Here is a 25,282-nt window from a genome sequence, read left to right as displayed (position 1 = left end):
CCTCTTGCGTTGCTACAGCCCCGAGCAGCCCTTCTTCGACAAGACGTGGCGGCCCGGCGAGGTGGAACCCGCCAACTGACACCGAAACCCAACGCCACACGAGAAATCACAGGAGCACACAATGGCCACCCCTGACGCAGTGTTCATCTACATCGGGACCTACCCGAGCGAAGCCGAGGCCCGAGCCGACTACGAGATCGTCAAGGATCTCCACTCGGTCGGCGCGGTCGGCACCTACGACGCGTCCGTGGTCACCAAGGACGACGCCGGCAAGGTCCACGTCAACAAGGACGAAACGGCCACCCGGCACGGGGCCTGGGGCGGCGCCGCCGCCGGAGCGGTCGTCGGCCTGCTGTTCCCGCCGGCGATCATCGGCACGGCCGTTGTCGGGGCCGCCGTCGGCGGCGTGAGCGGTCACCTTTGGCGCGGCATGTCCCGGTCCGACGTCAAGGAGTTCGGCGACATCATCGACGAGGGGCAGGCCGCCCTTGTCATCGTCGGCGCGAGCACGCTTGCTCAGGCGGTGGAGAAGGCTCAGCTCAAGGCGGAGAAGCACATCGCCAAGGAACTCAACGTGAGCGCGAAGGACGTCGACAAGGCCGTCCAGCAGGCAGCGAAAGAGGTCGACTGACACGTATGACGAACTCCACTCCGCCGCTGGGGGAAGCCAACCGCACCCGTCTGCTCGACGCTGATCAGCGTGTGCTGGCGCGACGAGGACGGCGACTTCTGGGCGACCCCGGAGGCTCCCTGGAGGAGGGCGGGACGTACGCCAAAGCGACGCTCCGCGGGCTGCGGGAAGAACTCGGTGTCGAGGAGACGGCTGTCGAACTGAGGCCGCAGCTCGCCGAGGGCAGCAAGGATCCCCGACATTCGGGGCGGAGCCTCTGCGCGCCGGAAGGGGAATCCGCTGTGCGAGGGTTCTATCCCCTTGGCTGAACTGCGCGGACGTGGCTGCTTCTGTGGTGGGCGTCCGACTCATCGACCCCCAGGGGCCATTGAGGGGCCACAAGGACAGGAACAGACCAACAAGCACTGCATAGGGCTGACGCTGATCAGCACGTCTGACCTGCAAGAACGACGTGAAACGGCAACGATCGGCAAGGGCCGCCAAGATCCCCAAAGGACTCGTGATCCGTTGGTTGCGGGTTCGAGCCGCGCACAGCCCACGGGGCCCGGTGCGACGCCGTTCAGCAGAATCGCACTCCTATCGAATCCCGCCTCCCTATGACGGATCTGTGGCCGCTTGGTCCAGCCAATATGCAAGGCTCGCAAGGGTTCCGCGAGTTGTGGGGTGAGCGGGCCCCAAGACACGAAGCCGATCGGCCAGAAGCTGATCGAACATGGCGGCTGCTCCTGCCGCGTCTCCCGCAGCCCCTACCCAGCCAGCGAGATTGTCGCGGGTGGCGAGAGTTTTCGGGTGGTCGGGGCCAAGGACCCGCAGTCGGTCGGTCAACAGGTCTGCGTAGGCGGTGAAGGCGCCTGCCGCGTCCCCCGATTCACGCCGCCAGAAGGCAAGATTGCCACGGCTGGTGAGAGTGCGCGGATCATCAGGTCCGAGCACGCGAACCAGTTCTGTGAACAAGGCCTCGATGGCGGATATGGCACCAGCCACATCTCCGGCATAGCCGCGGAGCGCAGCGAGATCGTTGCCGCCCTGCCCGCCCGCTGCGCCACCCAGATCACCAGCTGGGGCATCGTCCACTACGCCTTCCCCGTCCTCAACGCCCGCATCACCGCCGACACCAACTGGTCGACGACCGCCGCCACGGGCGCGTTCTCTGCCGCCCTGCTGGTCTCGGCGGTTGCCGGGATACCCATCGGCCACATCCTGGACCGCACACGGTGCTGACGTTCGGTTCGGTCCTCGCCACCGTGGCCGCGCTGGCGCTCGCCTCCGCGCCCCACCCTGGCCAGCCAGTAGCGGGCTCATCACCTGCACCGAACAGTAGAACGCGGTGCGGGAGTTCAGCGCCCTTGCAGGGAAGGGGCAGCCGGCCTGGCTGCTCGTTGATCACGCCTGCGGTGATCAACGCCCAGGACTCCGACGAGGACGTGTCGACGGTCTATCTGCTGGCCGCCAGCCAGAGTCTGGCCCCGTCATGCGGTCGACCATGGGCAACGGGGTTTCGTCGCTCGGACCGAGCTGGGCGGACGTGCCGCCTCAGGCGTGGGCCCTCGACAGGTTGCGTACTGATCGCGTTCGGTAGGCACCGGGGGTCGCACCGGTCCACCGGCGGAACGCTCGGATGAATGCCGCCGCGTCGGCGTACCCGAGACGTACGGCGATCTGGTCGACGCCGAGTCCGAGGTCGGACAGCATCTCGACAGCACGAGCGTGCCGCGCTGCGTCGACCAGACGCCGGTAGGACGTGTCCTCCACCGCCAGACGCCGGTGCAGAGTACGGGTGGAGAGGTGCAGCGCGGCTGCGACGGCGCCCATGTCGGGGATGCCGTCCGGCCACTGCATGAGCAGTTCCCGTACCCGCACTGCGAATCCCGTGTCGGTGCGCCGGGCCAGCAGGAGCCTGCACTCGCGTTCGCACACCTGCATGGTGTGTTGGTCGGCTTGCGGCAGCGACTGCTCCAGTACCGCCGCGAGGGTGACGATCGCGTTGCGCGGCGCCCCGAAGGCGATGGGCACGTCGTCAAACACCTCGTACGGCGCCGACTCCTCAGGCCGTGGGAAGCGCAGATCCAGCCGGAGGGGGGTGAAGGGCCGGCCCACAATGGTGTCCAGGATGGCCCGGATATTGGCTATTTCCCGCTCGATGAAGAAGTGCCGGACGGGCGGGGGCACCAGCCCGTCGTCCAGGACGAGACGGACCTCGTTTCCGTCCTCCTGAAGGTGGATCCCGACCATGGCGAAGGTGAGTTCCAGGTAGCGCAGTCCCACAGCCGCGGCCTCGCGCAGCGTCGGGCTGGCGAGCAGTGCGAAGCCCAACACGCTGTACGTACGCAGCGGAATCCGGCTGCCGACCTCGAGCCCCAGGCCGGGAGCGTCGTCCGTGGCGCGGACCAGGTTCTGCGCCACAGTGAGCTCCTGCCAGGCCCGGACATGTGCGGCATCGTCGGCAAGAGCGTTCTCGTCCACACCACTGCCGTCGAGGCATGCCGGTACGACCACTCCGCGCTCGACGCCCACGTCCACCATTGCGCGCACGCCTGCGATGCCTCGGTTGAACAGCCCTGGAGCTGTGGAGACTTCGTCGGTCGCCGCCCTGTGTCCGGAACGGCCAACAGGGTGGCCGCCATTGCCTGGAACCAGCACTGCCAATCCCCCTAGCATCGGAAGGGATCGATGCGGCGTATCCCGCCGTAGGCTGCCATTCAGCCTAGTCGGGATGTGCGTGCGGGCCAGGGGGCGTACGCATTATCAGCCACCGCTGTCTGAAGCGCTCGGCGCGCCCCACGGTCATCACGTGCGCAACCGCTCCACCGGAAAGCATTCTCGAGCACAGCCAGTGAAACGCACAGTGCCGGTTGCTGGTTACTGAAGGCAACGGGGGCACTTCCGAATCGCACGGGCGGAGCGAATGATGGACGACTTCAGTGCATGGGAAGTAATGCTGGTCGACAATGAGGATCTCGTGCGCCGCGGATTCCGGCAGGCCCTCGGGGAGGCGCCGGATATCACGGTGGTCGCCGATACGAGGGTCGGCGAGGAAGCATTACGCGTGGCCGAGCTGCGGCGACCGCAGGTCGTCCTCGTGGATGCCGAATGCGAATTCATCCGGAGACTTGCCCAGCCTTTGGGGACGGCAGTACCCGGAGTCGCGCCGGGGATAATTGTCCTGACCAGCAACGCCCTTGACAGCCATCTGCTCGGGTCGCTGAAGGCGGGCGCCCGTGGGTTTCTGCTCAAGAGTGCCAGCCAGGACGAGCTGGTCTCAGCCGTCCGTGCGGTTGCTGACGGCGCGGCCTTCTTGTGCCCCACGATGACCCGACGACTGATCGATCGGTTCGAGATCCTGCCGCCGCCACATGAGCGGTCTCACGCGGTCGCCCTGGCAAGCCTGAGCAGTCGCGAGACCCAGGTTCTCTGCGGTATAGCCATGGGCAGGTCGAACCAGGAGATCGCCCACGAGCTGCATGTCACGCTCGCCACCGTGAAGTCCCACGTCTCCCGCATCCTCGCCAAACTCGGGTTGCCGAACCGGATGCACGCGGCGCTGATGGCCCAGCGGAGCGGTCTCGTGCACCCGCCCCAGTCACCGCGGGCCGAACAGGCCCCGGCAGGCCCGCTGTCCTCCGGCCGCCCGTCCCGATCCCATGGTCAGGCGGGCTTGGTGAACGCGAGGACCACGTTGTGACCGCCGAAACCGAAGGAGTTCGAGATGGCTGCGGTGACCCTGATGTGCCGCTGGGTTCCCGTGACGATGTCCACCTTCACCTCGGGATCCTTGACGTCGAGGTTCCTGGTCGCGGGGATCACGTCGGTGAAGACGCTCAGGACCGTGAAGATGGCCTCGATCGCGCCGGCCCCGCCTATGAGATGGCCGGTGATCGACTTGGTCGCCGTCACCAGAGCATGGGGACCGAGCGATTCCAGCAGTGCCGCCGCCTCGATACGGTCACCGACGGGCGTACCGGGAGCGTGGGCGTTGACGTGAACGATGTCCTGCGGGCCGAGGCCACCGGAGCGCAGGGCCTCACGGATCGCACTGATCTGACCGTCCGCTGACGGAGATGTCATGGTGTGCGCGTCGGAGCTCATCCCTGTACCGGCGAGCGTGGCATACATCCGCGCGCCACGAGCTTGCGCGAACTGGGTTCGCTCCAGCACGACGGCGCCGCCGCCCTCGGACATGACGAAGCCGTCACGGGCGCTGTCGAACGGCCGCGATGCGTTCTGAGGGTCCTCGTGACGGCCGGACAGGGCTCCCATGCGGGCGAAAGCCGCCATGGACAGCCGGCCGATGCATGCCTCGGTGCCGCCGGCGACAACGACATCGGCCCGCCCGGCACGCAGTATGGCGAGCCCCATGGCTATTGCCTCCGCTCCGGAGGCGCAGGCGCTGGTCGGCGCGTGGGCGCCGGCCCGGGCGTCGAGAGCCAGACTGACGGCGGCGGCCGAACCGTTGGGCATCAGCATGGTCACCGCGAACGGCGACACGCGGGCCGGCCCCTTGGCCAAGGACAGGTCGTGCTGGTCAACCAGCGTCGTCCCGCCGCCGAGGCCGGTGCCGATCACCACGGCCAACCGCTCCGGCGCCACCTCGGGCGCGCCGGCGTCGGCCCATGCCTGCCGGGCAGCCACCATCGCAATCTGCTGGCAGCGGTCCATCCGTCGGGCCTCGACCCGGTCCAGTACCTCGGTCGGTTCCTGACTCAGCCGACCTGCCAGCCGTACGGGCAGATCGCGAGCCCACGGTTCGTCGAGCACAGTGATCGGGGATTCGCCGGCGAGCAGCGCCTCCCAGGTGGAGTGGACGTTGCCACCCAGCGGCGTGGTCATTCCCAAACCGGTGACCACAACGCCGGTCGTACCCAGGACCTCCCCGTCCGGGAGATCGGGGAGCTTCGGATGACCAAAGAAGTAGTCGTCAGATGCGTCGTAGGACATCAAGGTTCCCTTTCTGAAGCCTTCTGGGGAAATGTTCTCCCTCGGATACGGGCCATTCGTCGTCCACTGGCCGTCGTCATGACGGTAGCCAGTACGAGGCGCTTTCCGTAACGGCCGGCGGACCGAACCGTGACGGCGACCGGAGGATGGCTTTCATCCGTCTTCCGGCCTACTCGAAGCTCGCCTCCGGTAGGGGGATGGACACCATCCCGCGACGGATACCCGATATTTCTCTGCCGACTTAACGTCTCTTCGAGTGGAACCGCCATGACGCACACGTACAGCAATGGCTGGATACGTAGCCAAATCCCGGCGGGTCCGTGGGGAAATGGCAGGGGCAATGCCAACGGCCGAGCTGAACAGGAGGATCACGATGTCAGAGGATGCCGTCACAGAATCCCGACCGGAGCCGACCACCTTGGTCGAGCTCTGCAGGTATCGCGCGTCCAGGGAGCCGGATCGACGGATGTTCGCCTTCCTGGAGAACGGTCTCGAAGAGTCCGACTCGCTCACCCTCGCCCAACTGGACACCCGGGCAAGGGCAATCGCGGCGCGTCTGAGCAGGCAAGCCCCGCAGGGCGCCCGCGCCGTGCTGAGTTACCCGCCCGGCCTCGACTTCGTGTCCGCCTTCTTCGGCTGCCTGTATGCCGGCCTGATCGCGGTGCCGGCTCCTCCGGTGCTGCGCGTCGGCGTCGACGACCGGTATACGCGCTTCCGGGCAATCGTCAACAGCTGCCGGCCGGATGTGCTGCTGTCGAACGGGTCAAGGCTGAACCGTGTCGACGCGTTGCTGAAGGACATCTCCACACCATGCAGGCCGACCTCTGTGGCGACCGACGAGATCAGTGAGACGGACGCCTACGGCTGGAATGCCCCCGAAATCGGCCCGGACACGATCGCGTACCTGCAGTACACCTCCGGCACGACCGGTCCGCCCCGGGGTGTGGAGCTCACCCATGGCAACGTTCTGCACAACCTCTCGCTGATCTTGGCCAACGGTAGCCGGGCCACGGACGACTTCGACCGGCTGCCGCCTGTTGTGTCGTGGCTGCCCGTGTTCCACGACATGGGACTGATCACCGGGGTCCTGCAGCCGATCTACGTCGGGTACGACGCCGTACTGATGCCGCCCTCGGCGTTCACCCAGCATCCGGTCAACTGGCTCCGCGCGATATCGGACCGCGGGGCGGGCATCAGTTCAGCACCCGGTTTCGGGTACGAGTTGTGCCTGCGGCGCGTCTCCGAGGAGCAGTTGCGTTCTCTCGATCTCAGCGCCTGGCGGATCGCGGTGGTCGGCGACGAGCCGGTGCGTGCAGAGATGATTGACCAGTTCAGTGCCATGCTCGCCCCGTTCGGCTTCCGCCGCGCGGCGTTCTTCCCGAGTTACGGCATCGCCGAGTCCACTGTCATGCTCAGCGGCGGGCCGGTGGAGCCCGAACCGGTGATCCGCCGGTTCGACGCGGTGGCGCTGGCGAAAGGCAAGGTGCAGCGAGCCGGTCGCGAGGACGAGGTCCGCCGACTGGTCGGCCTGGGCCAGGTGCACCCGTCCATGACCATCGCGGTGGTGGATCCGGCCACCGGCGATCCGTGCGCCCCGGACGAGACAGGGGAGATCCTGGCTTCCGGACCGAGTATCGGTGCCGCGTACTGGAACGCCCCGAAGGAGACAGCGCGTACGTTCAACGCCACCGTGCGCGGCCACGAGGGCCGGCGGTTCCTGCGCACCGGCAGCCTGGGCTTTCTGGACGCCGGTCAGCTCTTCGTCACCTGCCGTGTGGACGACCTCATCGTCATGGAGGGCATGCAGCACTACCCGTACGACATCGAGGCGACCGGGGCAGCAAGCCATCCCGCCATACGGGAGGGCTGCTGCTGCGCCTTCACCGTCGAGGACGGCGGACGCACGCGCCTCGTCGTCCTGGCTGAGATCAACAGCCGGTACCGCGTCATGACCGAACCCGTCCCGGACACTCCGTCAGGTGCCCGCGCGACCCTGGCGGCGGATGAGGTCGAAGAAGCCGTCCGGGAGGCCGTCTTCGCCGGGCACGGCCTCCGGGCCGACGACATCCTCTTGGTCAAGGCCGGTGCGCTGCCGTTCACCACCAGCGGCAAGTTGCAGCGCGCAGAGTGCCGGTCCAGGTACCGGGCGCGGGCATTCGCGACAGTCTGAACCTCGCTCCATGCAGGGGGCGCGCGAACTGTCCCGCCGCCTTCATCCTCTTCCTCCGTTTGGAGTGGTCACATGCGAACCAATCACGAGCACGGTGTCCGACTGCCCGAGGCGGTGGCCGGTGAGCACGGCGCACTGCCGACGCTGATCGACCTGTGCCGCACTCGTGCGGCAGCCGAGCCCGACCGGAAGAGCTTTGTGTTCCTGGGCGACGGTGTCGAGGAATCAGAATCACTGACCCTGGCCGAACTCGACCGCCGGGCGCGGGCAGTCGCCGTGACGCTACGACAGAAGGTTCCTACCGCGCGCGCACGCGCGCTGCTGAGTTACCCGCCGGGACTGGATTTCCACGCCGCCTTCCTGGGCTGCATCTATGCGGGTCTGATCCCGGTGCCGGTGGCTCCGCTCGACGGGACGCGGAGCAATGCCAAATGGACTCGGGTGGAGTCGATTGCCGCGAGTTCCGAGCCCTCGCTGTTCCTGTCGACCGGCCCAGTGCTTGCCGCCGCGGAGCACGTCCTCACCGACACCGACGGGCTCGCCCAACTCGACCGGGTGGCGACCGACGAGGTACGGCTGGACCTCGCCCAGGAGTGGACCCCACCGGTGGCCGCCGCTGAGATGGTCGCCTATCTGCAGTACTCCTCGGGATCGACCGGTGTGCCGAAAGGCGTCGCGATCACTCATGGCAATGTGCTGCACAATCTGTCGTTGATATACGACAACGCGCGTCGGTCTGCCGACGACGTCGGGCTGCCCCGCCCGTCGTCGGTGTCGTGGCTGCCGCCGCACCACAACATGGGCCTCATCTGCAATGTCCTCGACCCCCTTTTCTCCGGCCGGGACGTCACCCTGCTGCCGACGATGACCTTCGTGCAGCGTCCGCTCACGTGGCTGCGGGCCATCTCCCGGCTCGAACGCGCGGACAGCTGCGCGCCGAACTTCGCCTACGACCTGTGCGTCCGCCGGGTGACGGACGCACAGCGCCGGGAACTCGACCTCAGCCGCTGGGAGATGGCGCTGGTCGGAGGTGAGCCCGTCCGCCCGGATACGCTCGACCGCTTCAGCGCGGCATTCGCGGAGGCCGGCTTCCGGCGCGAGGCGCTGTCCCCCGCGTACGGCCTCGCCGAGGCGACAGTGATGGTCACGGCCGTGCCGGTCGGTCAGGCCCCGGAAGTCCTGCGGCTGGACTCCGAGTCGCTCGCCGCCGGAAAGGTGCGCCCAGCCGCGTCGGCACAGGACAGCCGGGAGTTGGTCGGCTGCGGCCCGATCCATCCGTTGAGCACGGCCATAACCGTAGACCTGGAGACAGGCAAGCCCTGCGGGGAGGACGAGGTGGGTGAGATCTTCGTATCCGGCCCGAGCGTCGCAACGGGGTATCTGAACGCTCCCAAGGAGACTGCCGAGACCTTCATGGGGTCCATTCCCGACCAGCCGGGGGAGCGGTTTCTCCGTACTGGTGACCTCGGCTTTGTGCAGAACGGGGAGCTGTTCATCACCGGCCGGGCAAAGGATGTCATCATCATCGCCGGTGCCAACCACTACCCGCAGGACATCGAGGCCACCGTTGAGGCCAGCCACCCGGCAGTCCGCGAGTTCGGTACTTGCGCGGTGTCGGTCGACGACGGCTTGCACGAACGGCTCATCGTGCTCGCCGAGACGACGACGGCAGTCGGAGGCGAGACCGGTGATCAAGTGACCGCCCAGGAGATCAAACAGGAGATCAGGCGCGCGGTCCATGCGGGACACCGCATCCAGGTACACGATGTCGTCCTCCTCAAGCCGGGGACGCTGCCGCTCACGACGACCGGCAAGCTGCAACGGCGCGACAGCCGGGACCGATACCTCGGGGGTTCCTTCGAGGCAGCCCTCATCGAATGACGGTGCGCGCCCTCTGCGCATGCGGTGCCCTGGCTGCCGACCGGTGTTGGTCCGTGATCAATGATTCGCGAGGTATGGCCTTATTGGTCTACCTGTGGCGATTTCTTGTCGGCATACGACTGGTACAGCGGCAGAATTTGCATAGCCGCAGATCAAAGCTGGTCGTTGCCGTGATGGGAGGGGGCCGGGGTCGAATCCGGGTCGAATCGCCTTCCATCCGCCGTCGTTCGGTAGGTTGTTGCAGGTCAATAGCATGATCGGACGTCATCACGCCAGGGTCGCGTGAGTGGCTGCAGAACCCGAGGGTCAGGGGCGGCCACCGGCAGGCTCTTCGTCTGCTGGTTGTACACGCTCACCATCAACCGGCCACCAGTCGGTGAAGTGTCATCGGTGACAAGCTCGTCCAAGCCGTCACGCACCCACATGGCCGCCGTGGCCCGCAGGATTACTCGCCCGCGCCATCCGCACCAATCATCGGCCCCGAACTGGAACCCATCGACATCGCGGACACCCCTCCGCCCGCTCGAACCAACTCCGCCCAAACCAACGCGGCCAACGTCCTCTGCCACCGCTGACCAGCCACGGGAGTCGCGCGGCGACCCCCGGAATCAACGTCGGCCGGAGGGGTACTTGCCCGTCAAGCGAGGACGCGAGGAAGCGAGAACGACGTGAACGATCGCCGCCCGGAAGGCCCTGGGAAAGGCGGAGGGCCTACACCGAAGCCGATACCGAGGGACCTGCCCGATCAACAGGCCGCAGCCGATGAGGACCCTTGGGACGTTGTCGGCGGGGAGACCCAGTCGACCCTCGTCGAGCGGGCCGAGCTGGAGGGCCCGGATCCGGAGATTCCCGATACGGACGAGGCCGGCACCGGGCGGAAGGGTGCCCCGCAGTCCGGCAGTCCACATCCGGAGCCTCCCGTGCCCGACGAACCGTCCGACTGACGCATCTCCGCGCGCCGCGGGGGCCGAGACACGTCACGCTGGGAGGGGCGCCCGCGGATTCCAGCCACTCGAAAAGGACAGGTGATGGGTGTGCGTACGTGGGTCGGCGAACGGCCCGTCTACGGCCGGCTGACCGGATCCGACCCACTCCTCAGCGCGTACGGTCCCGCCGCCGGTGCGGCCGCCCTCGGCGCCGTCACGGGGCGGCTGCCCCGTGACGGCGCCATCGCGACCGTGGGAGCCGCGCTGCACGGACCAGCGCTGGCCTCGTATAGCGCCGTCCTCGCCGTTCCCGCCCGGCACGGCGCCCCACCGAGACTTCCCTTTCTGCTCACGCAGTCAGGGACGGTCGCTGCCTCGGGAATGGCCCTGCATGTGGCTTCACCGCGCGATAGCGGGCCTGCCCGCCTCGCGGCAATCGGCGAGAGTGCGGCGGCCGAGCGACGCCTGGGCGTGGTTGCCGAGACCTGGCGCGAAGGACGCGCGGGCACGCTCCTGCGCACCACTTGTGCCCTGACGCTGGCGGACGCCGTGGTGGGCCGGCCGGCAACGCTCGGGGTTTCGGTCTGCACCCGCTTCGGGGTCTTCGCGGCAGCCGCCGCCCCGCGGCCAGGACCGAAGTACACAGTCGTACCCCAGCGGAAAGGAAGGTGCTCGATGGTCACCGTGTCTCTCACCGGAGCGTCCAAGGAGGACGTCGCCACCGTCTTCGGCGTCCTGCGGACGGCGTTCCCCACCGACCGACCTTCCGGCGGCGTGCCTCATGATCAGCCGGGCGACCGCCTTCCTGTGTGGACCGCGGTGTTCGATCCGACCGAAGAGCGCATTCCGACCGGCCCGACCCCGTTGGAGGGTTCGGTCACCGCCACGCTGCAGGGCGGCTACGTCGCCGTGGACCGGCTCCGCGAAGCCCTGAGTGGCGCGTTCGCCGTGCAGGAGCGGGGCACTGCGTCGGGAGACCAGGAGAAGGAGGTCGACCTGCAGCTCCGGACGAAGCGGTAGCCGCGCAGGTCACGGACGCACTCGCGCGACGCTGGACGCGAGAAACGACTGAGCCGGGTTCTGGCTCGCTGACCCGGCAGGAGACCTCTCGCGCGCCCGAGCGGCGCCCGAGGCGACGAGGAGGAGAGCGACATGGTGCAGATCGGGTACACGATGATGACGGAACAGGCCGGCCCGCGTGAGCTCGTCGGTCATGTGGCCGGAGCCGAGCGCGCCGGCTTCGACTTCTCCGTCACGTCCGACCACTACTTCCCCTGGCTGGACTCACAGGGGCACGCCCCGTACGCGTGGAGTGTCCTCGGTGCCGCCGCGCAGGCCACCGAGCGCATTCCCCTGATGACGTACGTGACGTGCCCGACGACCCGCTACCACCCCGCGGTCGTCGCTCAGAAGGCCGCCACCGTGCAACTGCTTTCCCAGGGACGCTTCCGCCTGGGTCTCGGCTCCGGGGAGAACCTCAACGAGCATGTGGTGGGCGGCGGATGGCCGGCCGCACACGTCCGGCTGGAGATGCTCGAAGAGGCCGTGGAGATCATCCGCTCGCTCTTCGCGGGCGGGAGCGTCAACCACCACGGTGCCCACTTCGACGTGGAGAACGCCCGACTGTGGGATCTGCCCGACACGCCCCCGCCGATCGGAGTCGCCGTCTCCGGTGAGCGCTCGTGCGAAGTCGCCGGACACCTTGCCGACTTGCTGATCGCCACCGAACCGAAGGCCGACCTGATCTCCGCGTTCGACCGGCACGGCGGCGCCGGCAAGCCCAAGGTGGGCCAGCTGCCCATCTGTTACGACACGGACCGGGACGCGGCCATCGCCCGCGCCCACGACCAGTTCCGCTGGTTCGGCGGCGGCTGGCCGGTCAACGCCGAACTGCCCGGCCCCGAAGGATTCGCCGGCGCGACCCAGTTCGTACGGCCCGAGGACGTGGCCGAGTCCATTCCGTGCGGAGACGACGTGGACTCCGTCGTCGACGCCGTACGGTCCTTCGTCGAAGCGGGATTCACCGAGGTCGCGCTCATCCAGATCGGCGGCGACCACCAGGAGCCCTACCTGGAATGGGCCGAGCGGAAACTGCTTCCCGCCCTGCGCGAACTGTGAGAGTGCGAGGACACCCGCGATGACCACGAGCCGCGCCGCCATCTTCGATGTCGACGGAACACTCGTCGACACCAACCACCTGCATGTCGTCACCTGGTGGGAGGCCTTCCGCCAGGCCGGCCACCGCGTCCCCATGCGTGACATCCACCGGTCCGTGGGCCTTGGCAGCGGCGACCTGATCGAGCACCTGCTCGGCAAGGACCGCGACCCCGGGGACGACGAACAGTTCGTCGCGGCCCACCACGCGCTCTACGCAACGTACTTCGACCGGTTGCCGCCACTGGACGCGGCCGGCGAACTGCTGCGCACCCTCGCCGGCCGGGGCTGGGAGATCGTCCTGGCGACCTCGGCGAGCGGCGCGGAACTCTCCGCGCTGCGCCGTGCCATCCACGCGGACGACGTCATCCTCGGGGCGGCCAGCGCGGACGACGTCGACGAGGGCAAACCCGCCCCCGACCCTGTCGAGCAGGCCAGAAAGCTCGCCGGAGTACCGAGCGAACGAGCGGTTTTCGTCGGCGACACGGTCTGGGACATGAAGGCCGCGGTACGGGACGGTGTGACACCCCTGGCGGTCCTGTCCGGCGGCATCCCGCGGGCGGACCTGGAGTCGGCCGGAGCCCACGCGGTGTACAGGGACCCCGCCGACCTCCTCGACCGCCTGGACACCAGCGTCTTCGCGGACCGGGAATGACGTGAGCCGCCGGCTCGGCGGCATTCGATCGACGAAGCGGCTGCGGCCCCTTCCGCCGAGTCCCGGATCGAACCCCCAGGCTCCTTGAGGTGCCGGTACGGTCTACCGTTCGGCGCTGGGAACGGCGAGGGGCTCGCTCGGAGCCTCCTTCTTGGCCGATTCCATCTGTTCGCCCAGTTCGGTGAGCCGGTTGCGGCCCATGGTCTTGCGTACGTCGGGGAACCATTCCTGTTCCTCTTCCTCGACGTGGTGGCGGACGTTCTCCATGAGGACGGTCATCTTGGCGTCGAACCGTTGGTCCGTCGCATCGAGACCCTTCAGCTCGGAGAGCATCCACAGCACGACGTGATGTTCCTCGACGCTCTCCAGGACGTGGTCCTTGGTGTCGGGGGCGGCCTCCCGGGCGGCAGGGTAGAAGATCTCCTCTTCGATCCAGGTGTGGGTGGTGAGCTCCTCGATCACCTGATCGGCGATCTTCCGCTTTTCCGCGTGGGCGTTGGCCCCTGCCTTCTCGAACCGCTTGAAGAGCTTTTCCACCCTCTTGTGGTCTTCCTTGAGCAGCACGATCCCGTCCACGGCTTCTCCTCCGATCGCATTCGGACGGCTCGTTGCCGCCCGGGACCGAGTACCCCAGCGGCCGCGGATCGTCACAGGAGGCATGAGATTGCCCGGAAAGTCGGCCCGGGTCGCGGTGTACGCCTATGGGAGGGCTGCTGGTTCGTGCCTGGTTGCTGAAGGGCACGGCGACGGTGCGGCCCACGGCCTCTTCGACGACCGCGCCGGGCGGCACTCGGTCCAAGCGGCGATGGCACAATACCCCGGCCGCCTCGCCGCCGCACCGGTCGGCGCCCTGCCGACCGCGACCGCGCTCCGGCGCGGGAGGCGCCGACCAGGGCCGCAGGGAACCCTACGAGGCCGCTGTGCCGTCGTCGCGAGCGAACGCATCGGAGCGATCGGACGCGGATTGCGCGGTCCGCTGCCCGGGCGGGGCTTCAGCGGGGCTCTCGTGCTGGTCGAGAGCCGCCAGGAGGTCGGCCACCGTCAGGCCCGAGTCGGCCGGGTGTCGAAGGCTGGTCCCGGGCTGGATGTGGTAGTGGTTCGTGCGCCCTCGCCGGGTGTGGTCCAGATAGCCGTCCTGCTCCAGATCGGCAATGATCTTCTGGACTGCCCGCTCGGTGAGCCGGCACCGTGCGGCGATGTCGCGGATCCGCGTGCCTTGCGCACCGGAGGCGATCGCGGCGAGGACTCGTGCGTGGTTGGTCAGAAAGGTCCAGCCGCTGTGTCCCTCGGGTACCTCAGTCATCCCCCCAGACTAGGCCCTTTCGTTCACGCATTCAAAAGGGTGAAAGAGAGTTCATGTATCCCTTGACGTGTAACCGGATGGAGGGCGAACCTGTATGCCATGCGAGAACATCCGCTCTCTCCCCCTGCGGGAAGCGGGGACGAAGCCGCCCACGATGCACTGGCCTGCGGCGCCAGGGTGGGAGGCGCGTCACCCTTCCTCGAGACAGCCGCGTATCCCTCCGGCTCACGGACACTGGTCGTCGTCGCCGGTGAGATCGACATCGATACCGCGCAGCCACTCCAACACGACCTGTGTGCCGCCCTGGCCCAGGCGCGCCAGGGACTGGACCTGGACCTCGCGCGGGTCGACTTCTGTGACTGTTCCGGCCTCCGGATCCTGTTGCGCCTCCGGAGCCTTGCTCTCGCCCAGGGCAAGACGGTCCACATCCGCGCTGCTGGACGCGCTGTCGAGCGGCTGCTCATGCTCACGGGCACGGCATCTCTGTTCGCGCCCTCGAACGGTGCCGGTCCTCACCTGGACGGGAAGTACGAGAAGGACCTGCGCGCCGAGGTCATCGACCTGAAACGGGCGATGCGGAGCCGGCCGGTCATCGACCTCGCCCGCGGAGTCCTGATGGCCACGTTCAGGCTGAATGACGAAGACGCCTGGGGCGTTCTCGTCGAGGTGTCCCAGCGCAGCAACACCAAACTTCGCCTCATCGCCGAGGAGTTGGTCGCATCAGTCACCGGCGATCCGCTGCCCGACCATCTGAAGCAGCAGATTTCCGCGGCGGTCGCCAAGGTCTCCGACGAAGCGCAGTCACGTTGTCGCCACCGGCGTCGCGACTGGGTTCCGCCCGCCGCCAGAGCCGCGTCCCTGGAAAGCCGCAGACCATCGGCATGACCGCTTCCCGGCTACGGCGTCAGGCGGCGACCGCGTCAGCGATGTGGGTTCCGTATGTGCCGGCCCCGCGCCCACGCGCAGCCCCATGCGACGGCCACGACGACGGTGACGGCCCGTAGGGCGGAGAAGGCCGAAGGCCACGAGATCCACCCCTTGTGGACGTCGGCGCCCGGTTCGTCATCTGCCCCAGGGCTCGAACATGCATCCGGCCCGCCGTGCAAGCGGTGTGGGCTGCCGCCTGTCCGGACGATCCGATACGTACCCACCCAGTAGCCAACGGTCATTCTTCGCCTTCGTCGAGGCGGCGCAGGTCTTCCTCGTCCCATGTGCGGGTGTCGCGCGGCTGGGTGTAGGGCTCGGCATCGGGCGGGAGCCCGCCGGCGATAGCCCGCTGGCGCACTGCCTCCGCGTCGAATTCCAGGCCGAGGAGGATGGCCAGGTTGCTGATCCACAGCCACACCAGGAAGACGACGACGCCGGCCATCGTGCCGTAGGTCTTGTTGTACGAGGCGAAGTTGGCCACGTAGAACGCGAATCCGGCGGAGGCGATCATCCAGATCGCCAGGGCCAGGAAACTGCCCGGAGTGATCCACTTGAAGCCCTTCACCTTCGCGTTCGGGCTCGCCCAGTACAGGATCGCGATCATCACCGTGACTAGCACGACCAGCACGGGCCACTTGGCGATCGACCACACCGTCAGCGCCGTGTCCCCGACCCCCAGCGCCGTGCCCACCTGGCGGGCCACGCCACCGGTGAAGACCACGATCAGCGCGCTGACGACCGCCAGCACCATGAGGATGACGGTCACACCGACGCGCACCGGCAGGATCTTCCAGACGGGGCGGCCCTCGGGCATGTCGTAGATGGCGTTGGCGGCGCGGATGAAGGCTGCGACGTAGCCCGAGGCGGACCACACCGCCACCACGATGCCGATGACGGCCACGAGTGAGCCGAGGCCGGCGTTGCCCTGCAACTGTTCCACCGCGCCGGTGAGGATGTCGCGGGCCGGGCCGGGGGTGAGCTGTTTGAGATTGTCGAGCACCCGGTCCGCGGTCGACTTGCCGGTGATGCCCAGCAGGGAGACCAGGACCAGCAGGGCCGGGAACAGGGCGAGCACCCCGTAGTACGTGAGCGCGGCCGCCCGGTCGGTCAGCTCGTCCTTCTTGAACTCCCGCAGGCTCCCGCTGAACACCTTGCCCCAGGCTCTGCGGGGCAGCTCTGTCGGCGTATCCGGGGCCTGTTGCTCCACTTCAGGGGCGGGTCCGGCCTCGTCCGGCGGCGGCTTGTTGTCACTGTCGTGATTGTTTTGTCCTGGAAGATGCATTTTCGCCATGCTCGCCGAGTACCCCGGTCGACGCACCTGAAGTGCTCAGCCGACCCGGGCTGCAACAGGCAAAGCGCTCGGAGAACGCGTGACCGGCAATGCTGCACCGGCTCTGCCGATGCCGGGCCTGCCGTCGACGCTGCGGTGGGCGCGGGCGGGTTGTCAGCGCTGCCCCTTGCGGTCGCGATGGTCCAGCCGGCTCTGCAGGCCGGCCAGGGCACCGGCGCGCCGCCGGCGCAGGGCGGCCCGGGCGGCGTTGGCTCCGGGGGCGCCATGGACTCCTCCGCCCGGGTGCGCGGAGGCGGAGGCGAGGTAGAGGCCGGCGACGGGTGTCTCGGGGCGGCCGGTGCCGGGTGTGGGGCGGAAGACGAACTGCTGGTGCAGGGCCGTGGTGCCGCCGTTGATGGCGCCGCCGTGGAGGTTGGCGTCCATGCTCTGCAGTGTGGGCGGGGCGAGGACGCGCCGGGCCCTGATGAGGCCGCGGAAACCGGGGGCACAGTGCTCGACCTGCGCCTCGACACGATCTGCCATCGTCTCCTGCTCCCGGGCATCCCACGAGCCGGTCAGCCCGTCGTTTCCCGCGTCGCCCCGAACTCGGTGGGGTACGTGCGTGTAGGCCCAGGCGGACTCGGTGCCCTGTGGCGAACGGCTGGGGTCGGTGGTGGTCATCTGGCCGAAGAGGGCGAAGGGTTCGTCGGGGACGCGGCCCATGGCGATCTGCGCGGCGAAGCGGGTGAGGCCGTCCACGCCGTCTGCGAGGTGCACGGTTCCCGCCTGCGCGGCCTCCGGGCAGGCCCAGGGCACCGGACTGTTCAGCGCCCAGTCGACCTTGAACGTGGCGAAGTCCCACTGGAAGCGCTTCAGGTCGGTGAGCAGCTGCCCGGGCAGGTGCCGTTCGGCGACCAGAGTGCCGTAGAGCGCGGGCGCGGACACATCGGCCAGGATCGCCTTGCGGGCCGGAACCGCCTCGCCGCCCGCAGTACGGACGCCGACGGCGCGGCCGCCGCGAACGACGACCTCGGTGACCTGTTCCCCGCAGCGGACGGTCCCGCCGCGCCGCGTCAGCCGACGGACGAGAGCAGCCGTGAGCGCCCCGGAGCCGCCGGTGGGAACCGGGAAACCGTAGGTCTGGCCGAGCATGGACATGAGCCAGCCGAAGCCGCCGCTGCCGGCCGCCTCCGGTGCGAGGTCCGCGTGCAGGGCATTGCCCGCGAGGAGAAGCCTGCCGCCCTCGCCGCGGAACTCCTCCTCTCCCAGACGCCGGACCGGCAGCACCATCGTCCTGGCCATGCGCAGCCCGCCTGCCGCGCGCAGCCGCAGAGCCAGCCGGGCTACGGCGCGGACTGGGGGGAACGGCGTGAAGAGGGCGTCGAGGATGCCGGCCCGCAACGTCTCCCAGACCTCCCGCAGCTCCTTCCACGCGGCCCCGTCCCCGGGGGCGAACGCCTCCAGGTTCGCGGCCGTCTCCTCCAGATCACGGCTGAGGACGGCACAGCGCCCGTCCCGCAAAGGGTGGGCGAGCACCTTCGGGGCGTGGCTCCAGCGCAGCCCCTCCCGCTCCAGATGCAGGGCGGCCAGGACCGGGGAGGCAGCAGCGAGGGGGTAGAAGGCGCTGAAGAGGTCGCTGGCGAAGTCGGGGTCGACCCCCCGGTCGTGCCGGACCGCTCCTCCGGGCTGGTCCTGGGCCTCCAGGACTTCCACGCTCCAGCCCGCGTCGGCCAGGAGGTTGGCCGCGACCAGCCCATTGGGGCCTGCTCCGATCACTACAGCGTCCGTCATGACTCGCTCCCGACTCGGTGGGTGGCCGCGCCCGGTCGAGCGGCTGTCCCAGGTCTCGGCGCCGTTTCAGGCCTTGATCGGTCGTCGCCGCACGGAAGTGGTGCTGGCAGGATCCTCGTCCCCCTCACACAGCCGGGCGAGGCGGCCCAACATGGCGCGGTTCCTTATTTGCTGCGCCACCTCCAGGAGGCCGTTGTGCAAGGCGCCTCCGGCGCCGCGCAGGGGGTGTTCATCGAGGATGATCAGTGTGTGCTCGCCCCAGGGCCGCAGTTCCATCGCGATCCTCGCGGTCCCCAGCGGTCCGCTGTCCGCCTCCAGCTCGAGGACGGCGGCCGGCTCACTGCGGCGCACGACGGTCCGGTTGTGCAGGGTGAGCGGCCCGATCTTGATCTCGTAGCGGAGGGCCGCCCCCAGGTCGGGCCACCGTCCCTCGTCCAGCTCGGCCCGTGAAGGGCCCACGACCCAGTCCCCGTACCGTTCGACGTCGGACAGGACCTTCCAGACGTCCTGGGGAGACTTCCTGATCAGCCGGTGCCGTACGGCCATGCGTTCCTCCGCCGTTGGAGTGTCAGGTCCCTTGCTGCGCGTTTCCACGCTAGGCCCGGGTAGACACTCACGCTCGGGGACGCATTCCGGTGCCGTCGGTCAGCTACCGGAGTACAGCCCGCCGTGACCAGGGGCATCCTGGCCAGGGCGCCAGGCTGTTCTATGCGGAGGAGCCATGTCAGTTGCGAGTCCCCTGGCCGGCCGTACGGCGGTCGCGCCCCGAGCCGCCTGCGGTCTCGGGGCCGAGATGGCCCAGGCGCCGGTGCGGCGCCCGGTGGTGCTGCCGACGTCCGCAGCCGAGCCGACCCACGCCCGCCCGATCCCCCGAAGACAGGTGGGTCCCGCGATCAGAGGGGCGCAGCCCAGGTCAGCCGCTGCGGTGCGGCGTTGTGTCAGGTGACCAGCAGGCGGTTGAAGAACGAACGGTAGTGTCGCAGTGCCAGGCGCAGGTCTTCGGTGTTCGCCTGTTCGCCTCGGTTCCACTGTCCTTCCAGTTCCTGTTTGTGGTCGGCGAATGTGGCGGCCAGCCTTTGCATCACGTCGGCGACGAGTGCGTCGGCGGTGTGCACGGCGTCGCGCGGGTCGTCGACGAATCTGTTCTGTACTTCCTGCCAGCGGGTGCGGAATCCTTCCTCGTCCTCTGCGCTGAGTAGCTGCGGGAGGTCCTCCTCGGCTTGGGCGCCCTGGCCCGAGCTCTGGGTGCTGACGTCGGCCTCCGAGGTCCTGTCTTCAACGGGTCTGCCCGGCGTGTCCGTGCTCTCGCCGGGGAAAGTGGGAACATCGGTCTGCTCCTGCGTGCCGGCTGTGCCCTCTTGTGTGGACCGGTCGCGGGGCTGGGCGAGGTCGTCGGTGGACAGGCCGCTCGCGGTGGCGGTGCCAGGTGTGTCTTCGCGTTGCATGTCTCCTCCGGTCCCGGACGCCGGGGTGGCGGCCCGTTCGTTGAGCTGTTCAGGCCGGTGCATGGCGGGATTGCCCGCCGTCGGCGAGCAGTTCGTCGAACAGGGAGCGGTAGTGCACCATCGCCCCCCGCAGCTGTTCTGTGGTCGCCTCGTGGCGGGTGCTGAGGACGTCGACGTCGTGGGCGGCCCGATAGTGCTCGAGCGTGCGGCCGTGCTCGACCGAGAGGTCCTTGAGCTGTTGCTCGAAGTCCTGGGTGGGGTAGCCGCGTTCGTGCATCAGGGAGGTCACCAGGTGGTCCGCGTCGTGCACGGCGTCCTCCGGGCGGTCCACGAACTCGTCCTGCACGCTGGTCCAGTCCCGCGTGTACCGCTCCCTGACACTGCTGTCCAGCGGCTTGATGTCCAGTGCGTCGTGCCGCTTCTCGCGGGCTCTGAGTTCGCGCTCTCCGGCCGTGCGGCTGTCGGCGTCCTCCATCGTGCGCGCGTACTCCGGGCCGAAGCGCTCGCGCAGTTTCCGGCGGCGCATGAGGAGCGAAACCGCGACGGCCGCCAAGGCGATCACCACCACGACGGGAATGACGATTGCCAGAAGTGTCCCTGTTGACATGGGGTCGAACCCCCTCACGGGTGCGCCGTATGTTCTTATTTGGGCGGGTTCCCTCGCTTTTGTCACTGAAACGAGGTCGTGTGGTTGGCACGGACGGCAGCGGCGGGTGGCGGCCAACGCGAGCACGGCAGTGAACCAACGCAACGCTCAGCGCCTGCAGGCCGGGACCGACCGTCAGGCGCAGACGGCGCGCTGTCTTCCGGCGAAGCCGTGAGCGCTCGTCCGGGTGGCAGCTCGTGATTCCTGTAGGCCTTCGGGCGCGCAGGACGAGGGGCGCGGGCACCGGCGAGTGAGGGGCTGTCCGGATGTCAGTGCAGGATGCTCACGGCGCGGGCGATGGCGAGGAGCGATGTAAGCAGGGCGGAGATGCTTTCGATGCTCATCATGAGTTTGGCGCGGGTGGTGAGCGGCATGGTGTCCGTCGGGCTGAAGGCCGTTGAGTTCGTGACGGACACGTAGAGGTAGTCGACCAGGGTGGGGACCCAGTCGGAGGAGCCGCTGGCGCCGTCGGCGACTTCCTCGACAGCGTCGTCGTTCTCGTCTTGGGAGAAGCGGAAATCCGCCAGCGGGAGCTCGGCGCGCGGTGCCTGGGTGCGGCTGACGGGGCCGCCTCGGTCCAGTTCCCAGAACGCGAGACCGAAGACGATGATGTTGGTGAGCCAGACCTGTAGGGCGGCCACCAGGAGCTCGCGTCCGTCCTTCACTCCTGCGTGCACCAATTCGTCGATCAGGATGGCGAGCGCGACGAGGTTGCTCGCAGCGATGACGGCGACGAGGGTCAGCGACAGGATGCGGAACATTCTGGTCTGACGGGTCAGCCGCCTGGGGTTGATCGCGATGAGCGGAATGAGGAGCAGGACCTCAAGAGTGGGCAGCACGTATCGGGGTGCGATGAGCAGCTGCTGCGGCAATGCGAGGTAGAGGGTGATGGCGGCGAGGGTGGCCAATACTCCGGGAAGTCTCGCCTCACCTCGTCGTTCATGACGAGGGTGCCGTGTCCGGGCGTCAGCGCGGCTCTGCGCCATGATCCGCTCTCCCCGTCATCTCTTGACGATCTCGGAGGAGTCTAGCCGGAGGCTGGATGGTGGTGATTTTCCGCGGCTCTGGCCGGGGAATCTGCCTGCAGCTGTGCACCCCTGCGGCAGCAACTTCTCTCAATCACCGACTGGTTGACTCCCAAAGGCCCGTGGTACTCGCCTTCCATGGTCCAGAGGGCGAAGGAGAGAGGAGAGTGCCACAGGCCTGACGTGAGACTCGGCTGACTGCTGGCGTACACCGCCGTTCCTGGCGGGACTGCTGTTAATTGGAGTGCAAGAGGGGTACTCAGGGGCCAGGTCGACCAGGTGGCCTTCCCTTTTGGGGACTGGCTCGGCTCAGGTTTCCCTGGTTCGGCCACTTGTGCCGGGGAAACCGTCCAACCGCTGCGCTCGGTGCCTGCCCTGATGCAAGGAGGAGGTGGAAGCGGAAGGGTTGTCGACGTAGAAACTTCGGCAGACTCTGCGCCGGAGCCCTGTGAGGGGCGGACCGAGCTGCGCAGACGATGCGCGGGTGTTGAGGCAGGCGTACTGGAGTGGCGCCTCAGTCACTGGAACATCTCCTGCACCCTTGCCGATACGGCTCTGGACCCGACGCATGCCGAGGGCATCGGCGTGACGATCGAGCGTGATCACCGGCCTGTGACCGTGGGTGGCGCGGGACAAGCGGTTCCTCCGCTGGGTGAGAGCCGTCATTGGGACCACGGATCACCGGGAGGTCGAGGATCTCTTCGGTAGTTGTAAGGGCTGGCGCCGGGGGACGAGCAGCGCAAGGTGTACGCGGAGCAGGCCGTGATTGAGCTGGTGGGGCATTAGGTCGCCGAGGAAGCCTATCTGTATCCGGCCGTGAGGGAGTTTTTGCCGGACGGCGACAAGGTCGCCGCCAAGGAGCTCGAGGACCATGCCGAGGCCGAGCGGGCGAGGTAGGAGCTCGAGAGCCTCGACGCGGATGAACCGGGTTTTGACCTCCTGATCGGCGAGCTGGTGACCGGGATCCGCTCGCACATCCGCGACGAGGAGGACTACTTGTTCCCCCGACTGCGTTAGACGGCATCTGAGGATGCGCTCATGAAACTGGGCGACCAGGTCCTTCGTGCCAAGAAGACCGCCCCGACCCGGCCGCATCCGTCCGCTCCGGATACCCCGCCGACCAACAAATTGCTGGCTCCCGGCGCGGGCATGGTCGATTGCCTCCGGGACGCACTCACCGGGCGCGGCAAGAGCTGACGGGGTGCCGTCAGCCGGCGGGCGGCGGTCTCAGTGCTCCGAAGAATCCCGCCCGCCCGGCATTCCTCGGGGTAGGCCGGTCTTAGGCCCGCCCTAGGGAGGCATGGGAACGGGCTTTCCCGGGCCGGACGGGGCGGGGTGGAGGATGTAGCGCGCAGTCGGGAAGGCGGTGTTTACGGTCATGGCTGAGGGGCACACGAGAATTCGTGCTTCGGACCGAAGGCGCACGCCCTGCGGGGATTCCGTTCTCCCTGCCTGCTGCGGTTTCCTTCGGCGGGCCGGGCAGACCTCCCGCGCGGCGAACCTCTGACAGACACGGTTCAGGCCGCGCTCGGTATCTGGCTCCGGGCCCCGTCCTGAACCCCGCGTTCAGGAGCGATCCCCGTGCTCACTGATATGAACCCAGACTGTTCGCAGGTCGACAGCACCTCTGTCTCCCTTCTCACCGGGAGCGCACGCCGAACCCGCGACGACTCCCCCCAGACTGCCGCGCTCTTCGAGCGGCTGGCGGAACTGGGCGAGGGGCCGGAACGGGATGCCGTGCGCGACGAACTGGTGAGGGCCTGGCTGCCCATGGCGCACCGTATTGCCGGCCGGTTCCGTGATCGCGGTGAAGCCATGGAAGACCTGCGCCAGGTGGCAGCACTCGGGCTGGTCAAGGCCGTCGACCGCTTCGAGCCCGGCCGGGGGGCCTTCGAGAGTTACGCCGTGCCGACCATCACCGGCGAGGTGAAACGGCACTTCCGGGACCGCACGTGGGCCCTACGGGTGCCCCGCCGGGTGCAGGAGCTGCGCAACCAGGTCCGTCTGGCACGCCGCGAGCTCACCCAACGCCCCGGCAGCCCCCAGCCCACACCCGCCGACATCGCCGCCCGCACCGGCCTCACCGAGGACGAGGTCGCCACGGGCCTGGAAGCGCTGGAGAGCTACAGCACCCTCTCACTGGACGCCGCACTGGCCACCGACGACGACGCGTACAGCCTCGCCGACATCCTGGGCGTCACCGACCCTTCCTACGACGTCATCGTCGACCGCGAGGCGGCCAGGAAGGCGTTGTGCAGGCTCCCCGAACGTGAGCGGACCGTCCTCTACATGCGCTTCTTCCAGGACATGACACAAAGCCGCATAGCCGATCAGCTGGGGTACTCCCAGATGCACATCTCCCGGCTCATCACCCGCAGCTGCGCCCATGTACGCAGTGAGGTGCTGGGTGAGTGCGAGTGCCGCAGCCGCTCCGGCAGCGCCTCCGCGGCGTGAGGACTGCTCTACTCCCAGGGCCGGGTGGCCGCTTCCTCAAGCCCCATGCACGCTGTCATGACAGTTCCCACAACACCAGAAGGCCTCAGCCCCAAGGAGTCGCACCGATGTTGATGCCCCTCCCCGTCACTCTGTACCAGCTGGTCGCGGAATACGAGTCACTCCTCGCCGAGGAATCGCCCGACGGCGCGACGCCCCCCAGTCAGCGCCTGCGGGACCTCGCCTACACCCTGTGCGTGTCCACCGGAACCCGCGAAGTCACAGACGCCCTCGACACCGCCCGCTCCTACCTGGCCAAGGCGGCCGCCACACCCCGTCACAAACTCCCCGGCCGCCACGAGACTCCGACCAATCATTTGCCGTGGGGCTCGCGGGAGGGCGAAGGCGGAGCAGACTGGGAGCGGCGGATACCTGAGCCCTGTCATCCAAGGAGAGTGGAGCACAGGGGACCAGGGGGAACAGTTCGTCGGTGAGGCAGCCGCGTGAGAACGGCGTGGTGGCTCTCCCCCCCCACGCCGTTCTCCCTCCGGTCGTCCTCACCGGCTTTCCCGGGACGCGCGGGAGAGTCGGCCCGGGCTTCAACCGGCCGGTGAGGACGGCCGGAGGGCTGGAACCGGGCAGTCTGTGGTCCGGTTCCAGCCTGCCCTCGGTGGTGCCCGGCCGGTGCGGGCGAGGTACACCGAGCGCCGGCACGGACGCAGAGCTTGGTCCCAACTCCCCTTGTGCAAGAAAAGGTTGGCATCCTCACGGACCTAGAGGCCCGGGATTCCCGCCTGCTCCCACACAAGCCGTGTGGGCTGCTTCGGGTGGGTGCCTGCTCCGCTGCGCGGTGCGGGCACGGGTGCCCGTCTTACCTACGTTCCACGGGTTGATAACGCCAGTCCGGCGGCCGGGCGACATCGACCGCCTAAACAGATCCAGCCGCTCACGGCAGCCGCCCGCCTGCACAGGGGTGTCGGCCGTCATGAGTTCCGGGGTCAGGCAGGCGCATTCACTCGGTGGTGAGCATGCCGGTCCGGAGTTTGGTGAGGGTGCGGTTGAGGAGGCGCGAGACGTGCATCTGGGAGAC

The 25,282-nt window shown here is 68.3% G+C and carries 22 protein-coding genes and 1 pseudogene; 12 read left to right on the top strand and 11 right to left on the bottom strand.

What is annotated here, in order from left to right; translation table 11 throughout:
- Nucleotides 1–121: 121 nt before the first annotated feature.
- Nucleotides 122–631, top strand: coding sequence for a DUF1269 domain-containing protein (locus N4G66_RS42390; protein ID WP_261709661.1), 510 nt, complete (start codon nt 122–124; stop codon nt 629–631).
- A 5-nt stretch (nt 632–636) separates the two neighbouring features.
- Nucleotides 637–939, top strand: coding sequence for an NUDIX domain-containing protein (locus N4G66_RS42385; RefSeq protein WP_261709660.1), 303 nt, complete (start codon nt 637–639; stop codon nt 937–939).
- Between the two features lie 286 nt (nt 940–1,225).
- On the opposite strand, the gene N4G66_RS46160 is transcribed toward N4G66_RS42385, so the two are convergent.
- The gene (locus N4G66_RS46160) at nt 1,226–1,933 is read right to left on the bottom strand and encodes a tetratricopeptide repeat protein (RefSeq protein ID WP_391858977.1); all 708 of its coding nucleotides are present in this window, start codon (nt 1,931–1,933) and stop codon (nt 1,226–1,228) included.
- 231 nt (nt 1,934–2,164) lie between these two features.
- Nucleotides 2,165–3,154, bottom strand: coding sequence for an AraC family transcriptional regulator (locus tag N4G66_RS42375; RefSeq protein WP_261709663.1), 990 nt, complete (start codon nt 3,152–3,154; stop codon nt 2,165–2,167).
- Between the two features lie 385 nt (nt 3,155–3,539).
- On the opposite strand from N4G66_RS42375, the gene N4G66_RS42370 reads away from it, so the two are divergent.
- Complete coding sequence (locus N4G66_RS42370) at nt 3,540–4,313, top strand: LuxR C-terminal-related transcriptional regulator (RefSeq protein WP_261709659.1); 774 nt, start codon at nt 3,540–3,542, stop codon at nt 4,311–4,313.
- On the opposite strand, the gene N4G66_RS42365 is transcribed toward N4G66_RS42370, so the two are convergent.
- Nucleotides 4,277–5,566, bottom strand: coding sequence for a beta-ketoacyl-[acyl-carrier-protein] synthase family protein (locus N4G66_RS42365; protein WP_261709658.1), 1,290 nt, complete (start codon nt 5,564–5,566; stop codon nt 4,277–4,279). The genes N4G66_RS42370 and N4G66_RS42365 overlap by 37 nt on opposite strands.
- A gap of 286 nt (nt 5,567–5,852) precedes the next feature.
- On the opposite strand from N4G66_RS42365, the gene N4G66_RS42360 reads away from it, so the two are divergent.
- The 5 genes from N4G66_RS42360 (at nt 5,853) to N4G66_RS42335 (ending at nt 13,352) form a co-directional block, all read left to right on the top strand.
- Nucleotides 5,853–7,736, top strand: coding sequence for a fatty acyl-AMP ligase (locus N4G66_RS42360; protein WP_315903759.1), 1,884 nt, complete (start codon nt 5,853–5,855; stop codon nt 7,734–7,736).
- A gap of 72 nt (nt 7,737–7,808) precedes the next feature.
- Nucleotides 7,809–9,617 carry a fatty acyl-AMP ligase gene (locus tag N4G66_RS42355; RefSeq protein ID WP_261709656.1) on the top strand — a complete coding sequence of 603 codons (1,809 nt, stop codon included), beginning with the start codon at nt 7,809–7,811 and terminating at the stop codon, nt 9,615–9,617.
- Nucleotides 9,618–10,645: 1,028 nt separating this feature from the next.
- A complete protein-coding gene (locus N4G66_RS42345) occupies nt 10,646–11,563 on the top strand; it encodes a hypothetical protein (protein ID WP_261709654.1) in 918 nt (305 codons plus the stop codon).
- Nucleotides 11,564–11,695: 132 nt separating this feature from the next.
- The gene (locus N4G66_RS42340; RefSeq protein ID WP_261709653.1) at nt 11,696–12,661 is read left to right on the top strand and encodes an LLM class F420-dependent oxidoreductase; all 966 of its coding nucleotides are present in this window, start codon (nt 11,696–11,698) and stop codon (nt 12,659–12,661) included.
- 19 nt (nt 12,662–12,680) lie between these two features.
- Nucleotides 12,681–13,352 (top strand): HAD family hydrolase, encoded by a 672-nt coding sequence (locus N4G66_RS42335; RefSeq protein ID WP_261709652.1) that lies wholly within the window; start codon nt 12,681–12,683, stop codon nt 13,350–13,352.
- A gap of 102 nt (nt 13,353–13,454) precedes the next feature.
- Here the strand turns inward: N4G66_RS42335 and N4G66_RS42330 are convergent, their stop codons facing one another.
- Together N4G66_RS42330 and N4G66_RS42325 are read right to left on the bottom strand one after the other, a co-directional pair.
- Nucleotides 13,455–13,928, bottom strand: coding sequence for a hemerythrin domain-containing protein (locus N4G66_RS42330; RefSeq protein WP_261709651.1), 474 nt, complete (start codon nt 13,926–13,928; stop codon nt 13,455–13,457).
- A gap of 331 nt (nt 13,929–14,259) precedes the next feature.
- Nucleotides 14,260–14,655, bottom strand: coding sequence for a helix-turn-helix transcriptional regulator (locus N4G66_RS42325; protein WP_261709650.1), 396 nt, complete (start codon nt 14,653–14,655; stop codon nt 14,260–14,262).
- Nucleotides 14,656–14,754: 99 nt separating this feature from the next.
- On the opposite strand from N4G66_RS42325, the gene N4G66_RS42320 reads away from it, so the two are divergent.
- Nucleotides 14,755–15,540 (top strand): ANTAR domain-containing protein, encoded by a 786-nt coding sequence (locus N4G66_RS42320; RefSeq protein WP_261709649.1) that lies wholly within the window; start codon nt 14,755–14,757, stop codon nt 15,538–15,540.
- A gap of 280 nt (nt 15,541–15,820) precedes the next feature.
- On the opposite strand, the gene N4G66_RS42315 is transcribed toward N4G66_RS42320, so the two are convergent.
- From N4G66_RS42315 to N4G66_RS42290, 6 genes are all read right to left on the bottom strand, one after another.
- Entirely contained in the window at nt 15,821–16,873 is a 1,053-nt protein-coding gene (locus tag N4G66_RS42315; protein ID WP_261709648.1) for a YihY/virulence factor BrkB family protein, read from the bottom strand.
- A 153-nt stretch (nt 16,874–17,026) separates the two neighbouring features.
- Nucleotides 17,027–18,643, bottom strand: a complete 1,617-nt coding sequence (locus N4G66_RS42310) for a phytoene desaturase family protein (RefSeq protein WP_261709647.1) — start codon at nt 18,641–18,643, stop codon at nt 17,027–17,029.
- A 66-nt stretch (nt 18,644–18,709) separates the two neighbouring features.
- On the bottom strand, nt 18,710–19,189 hold the full coding sequence (locus N4G66_RS42305) for an SRPBCC family protein (protein ID WP_261709646.1): 480 nt from the start codon (nt 19,187–19,189) through the stop codon (nt 18,710–18,712).
- A 392-nt stretch (nt 19,190–19,581) separates the two neighbouring features.
- Nucleotides 19,582–20,088, bottom strand: a complete 507-nt coding sequence (locus N4G66_RS42300; RefSeq protein ID WP_261709645.1) for a hypothetical protein — start codon at nt 20,086–20,088, stop codon at nt 19,582–19,584.
- Nucleotides 20,089–20,137: 49 nt separating this feature from the next.
- Nucleotides 20,138–20,695: a hypothetical protein gene (locus N4G66_RS42295; RefSeq protein WP_261709644.1), complete on the bottom strand. Its 558-nt coding sequence runs from the start codon at nt 20,693–20,695 to the stop codon at nt 20,138–20,140.
- A gap of 308 nt (nt 20,696–21,003) precedes the next feature.
- Nucleotides 21,004–21,642: a hypothetical protein gene (locus tag N4G66_RS42290; protein ID WP_261709643.1), complete on the bottom strand. Its 639-nt coding sequence runs from the start codon at nt 21,640–21,642 to the stop codon at nt 21,004–21,006.
- Between the two features lie 769 nt (nt 21,643–22,411).
- Here N4G66_RS42290 and N4G66_RS42285 point away from each other — a divergent pair.
- From N4G66_RS42285 to N4G66_RS42275, 3 genes and pseudogenes are all read left to right on the top strand, one after another.
- Nucleotides 22,412–22,956 (top strand): annotated as a pseudogene (locus N4G66_RS42285) (hemerythrin domain-containing protein).
- A gap of 396 nt (nt 22,957–23,352) precedes the next feature.
- Nucleotides 23,353–24,213 (top strand): SigB/SigF/SigG family RNA polymerase sigma factor, encoded by an 861-nt coding sequence (locus N4G66_RS42280; protein ID WP_261709642.1) that lies wholly within the window; start codon nt 23,353–23,355, stop codon nt 24,211–24,213.
- A 107-nt stretch (nt 24,214–24,320) separates the two neighbouring features.
- Complete coding sequence (locus N4G66_RS42275) at nt 24,321–24,686, top strand: DUF5133 domain-containing protein (protein ID WP_315903758.1); 366 nt, start codon at nt 24,321–24,323, stop codon at nt 24,684–24,686.
- Nucleotides 24,687–25,282: the final 596 nt, after the last annotated feature.

The organism is Streptomyces rhizosphaerihabitans, assembly GCF_025399795.1.
In the GTDB taxonomy this organism is placed as follows: Bacteria; Actinomycetota; Actinomycetes; order Streptomycetales; family Streptomycetaceae; genus Streptomyces; species Streptomyces rhizosphaerihabitans.
This window is presented reverse-complemented; position numbering and strand designations above follow the sequence as displayed.

Excerpts from the sequence above, each read along its gene's own strand:
- N4G66_RS42385 (WP_261709660.1), top strand. The coding sequence starts at position 637 with ATGACGAACTCCACTCCGCCGCTGGGGGAAGCCAACCGCACCCGTCTG.
- N4G66_RS42295 (WP_261709644.1), bottom strand. The coding sequence starts at position 20,695 with ATGTCAACAGGGACACTTCTGGCAATCGTCATTCCCGTCGTGGTGGTG.
- N4G66_RS42315 (WP_261709648.1), bottom strand. The coding sequence starts at position 16,873 with ATGGCGAAAATGCATCTTCCAGGACAAAACAATCACGACAGTGACAAC.
- N4G66_RS42325 (WP_261709650.1), bottom strand. The coding sequence starts at position 14,655 with ATGACTGAGGTACCCGAGGGACACAGCGGCTGGACCTTTCTGACCAAC.
- N4G66_RS42305 (WP_261709646.1), bottom strand. The coding sequence starts at position 19,189 with ATGGCCGTACGGCACCGGCTGATCAGGAAGTCTCCCCAGGACGTCTGG.
- N4G66_RS42375 (WP_261709663.1), bottom strand. The coding sequence starts at position 3,154 with ATGGTGGACGTGGGCGTCGAGCGCGGAGTGGTCGTACCGGCATGCCTC.
- N4G66_RS42355 (WP_261709656.1), top strand. The coding sequence starts at position 7,809 with ATGCGAACCAATCACGAGCACGGTGTCCGACTGCCCGAGGCGGTGGCC.
- N4G66_RS42335 (WP_261709652.1), top strand. The coding sequence starts at position 12,681 with ATGACCACGAGCCGCGCCGCCATCTTCGATGTCGACGGAACACTCGTC.
- N4G66_RS42360 (WP_315903759.1), top strand. The coding sequence starts at position 5,853 with ATGGCTGGATACGTAGCCAAATCCCGGCGGGTCCGTGGGGAAATGGCA.
- N4G66_RS42275 (WP_315903758.1), top strand. The coding sequence starts at position 24,321 with ATGTTGATGCCCCTCCCCGTCACTCTGTACCAGCTGGTCGCGGAATAC.
- N4G66_RS42300 (WP_261709645.1), bottom strand. The coding sequence starts at position 20,088 with ATGCAACGCGAAGACACACCTGGCACCGCCACCGCGAGCGGCCTGTCC.
- N4G66_RS42345 (WP_261709654.1), top strand. The coding sequence starts at position 10,646 with ATGGGTGTGCGTACGTGGGTCGGCGAACGGCCCGTCTACGGCCGGCTG.
- N4G66_RS42280 (WP_261709642.1), top strand. The coding sequence starts at position 23,353 with ATGAACCCAGACTGTTCGCAGGTCGACAGCACCTCTGTCTCCCTTCTC.
- N4G66_RS42365 (WP_261709658.1), bottom strand. The coding sequence starts at position 5,566 with ATGTCCTACGACGCATCTGACGACTACTTCTTTGGTCATCCGAAGCTC.
- N4G66_RS46160 (WP_391858977.1), bottom strand. The coding sequence starts at position 1,933 with ATGAGCCCGCTACTGGCTGGCCAGGGTGGGGCGCGGAGGCGAGCGCCA.
- N4G66_RS42370 (WP_261709659.1), top strand. The coding sequence starts at position 3,540 with ATGGACGACTTCAGTGCATGGGAAGTAATGCTGGTCGACAATGAGGAT.
- N4G66_RS42320 (WP_261709649.1), top strand. The coding sequence starts at position 14,755 with ATGCGAGAACATCCGCTCTCTCCCCCTGCGGGAAGCGGGGACGAAGCC.
- N4G66_RS42340 (WP_261709653.1), top strand. The coding sequence starts at position 11,696 with ATGGTGCAGATCGGGTACACGATGATGACGGAACAGGCCGGCCCGCGT.
- N4G66_RS42390 (WP_261709661.1), top strand. The coding sequence starts at position 122 with ATGGCCACCCCTGACGCAGTGTTCATCTACATCGGGACCTACCCGAGC.
- N4G66_RS42310 (WP_261709647.1), bottom strand. The coding sequence starts at position 18,643 with ATGACGGACGCTGTAGTGATCGGAGCAGGCCCCAATGGGCTGGTCGCG.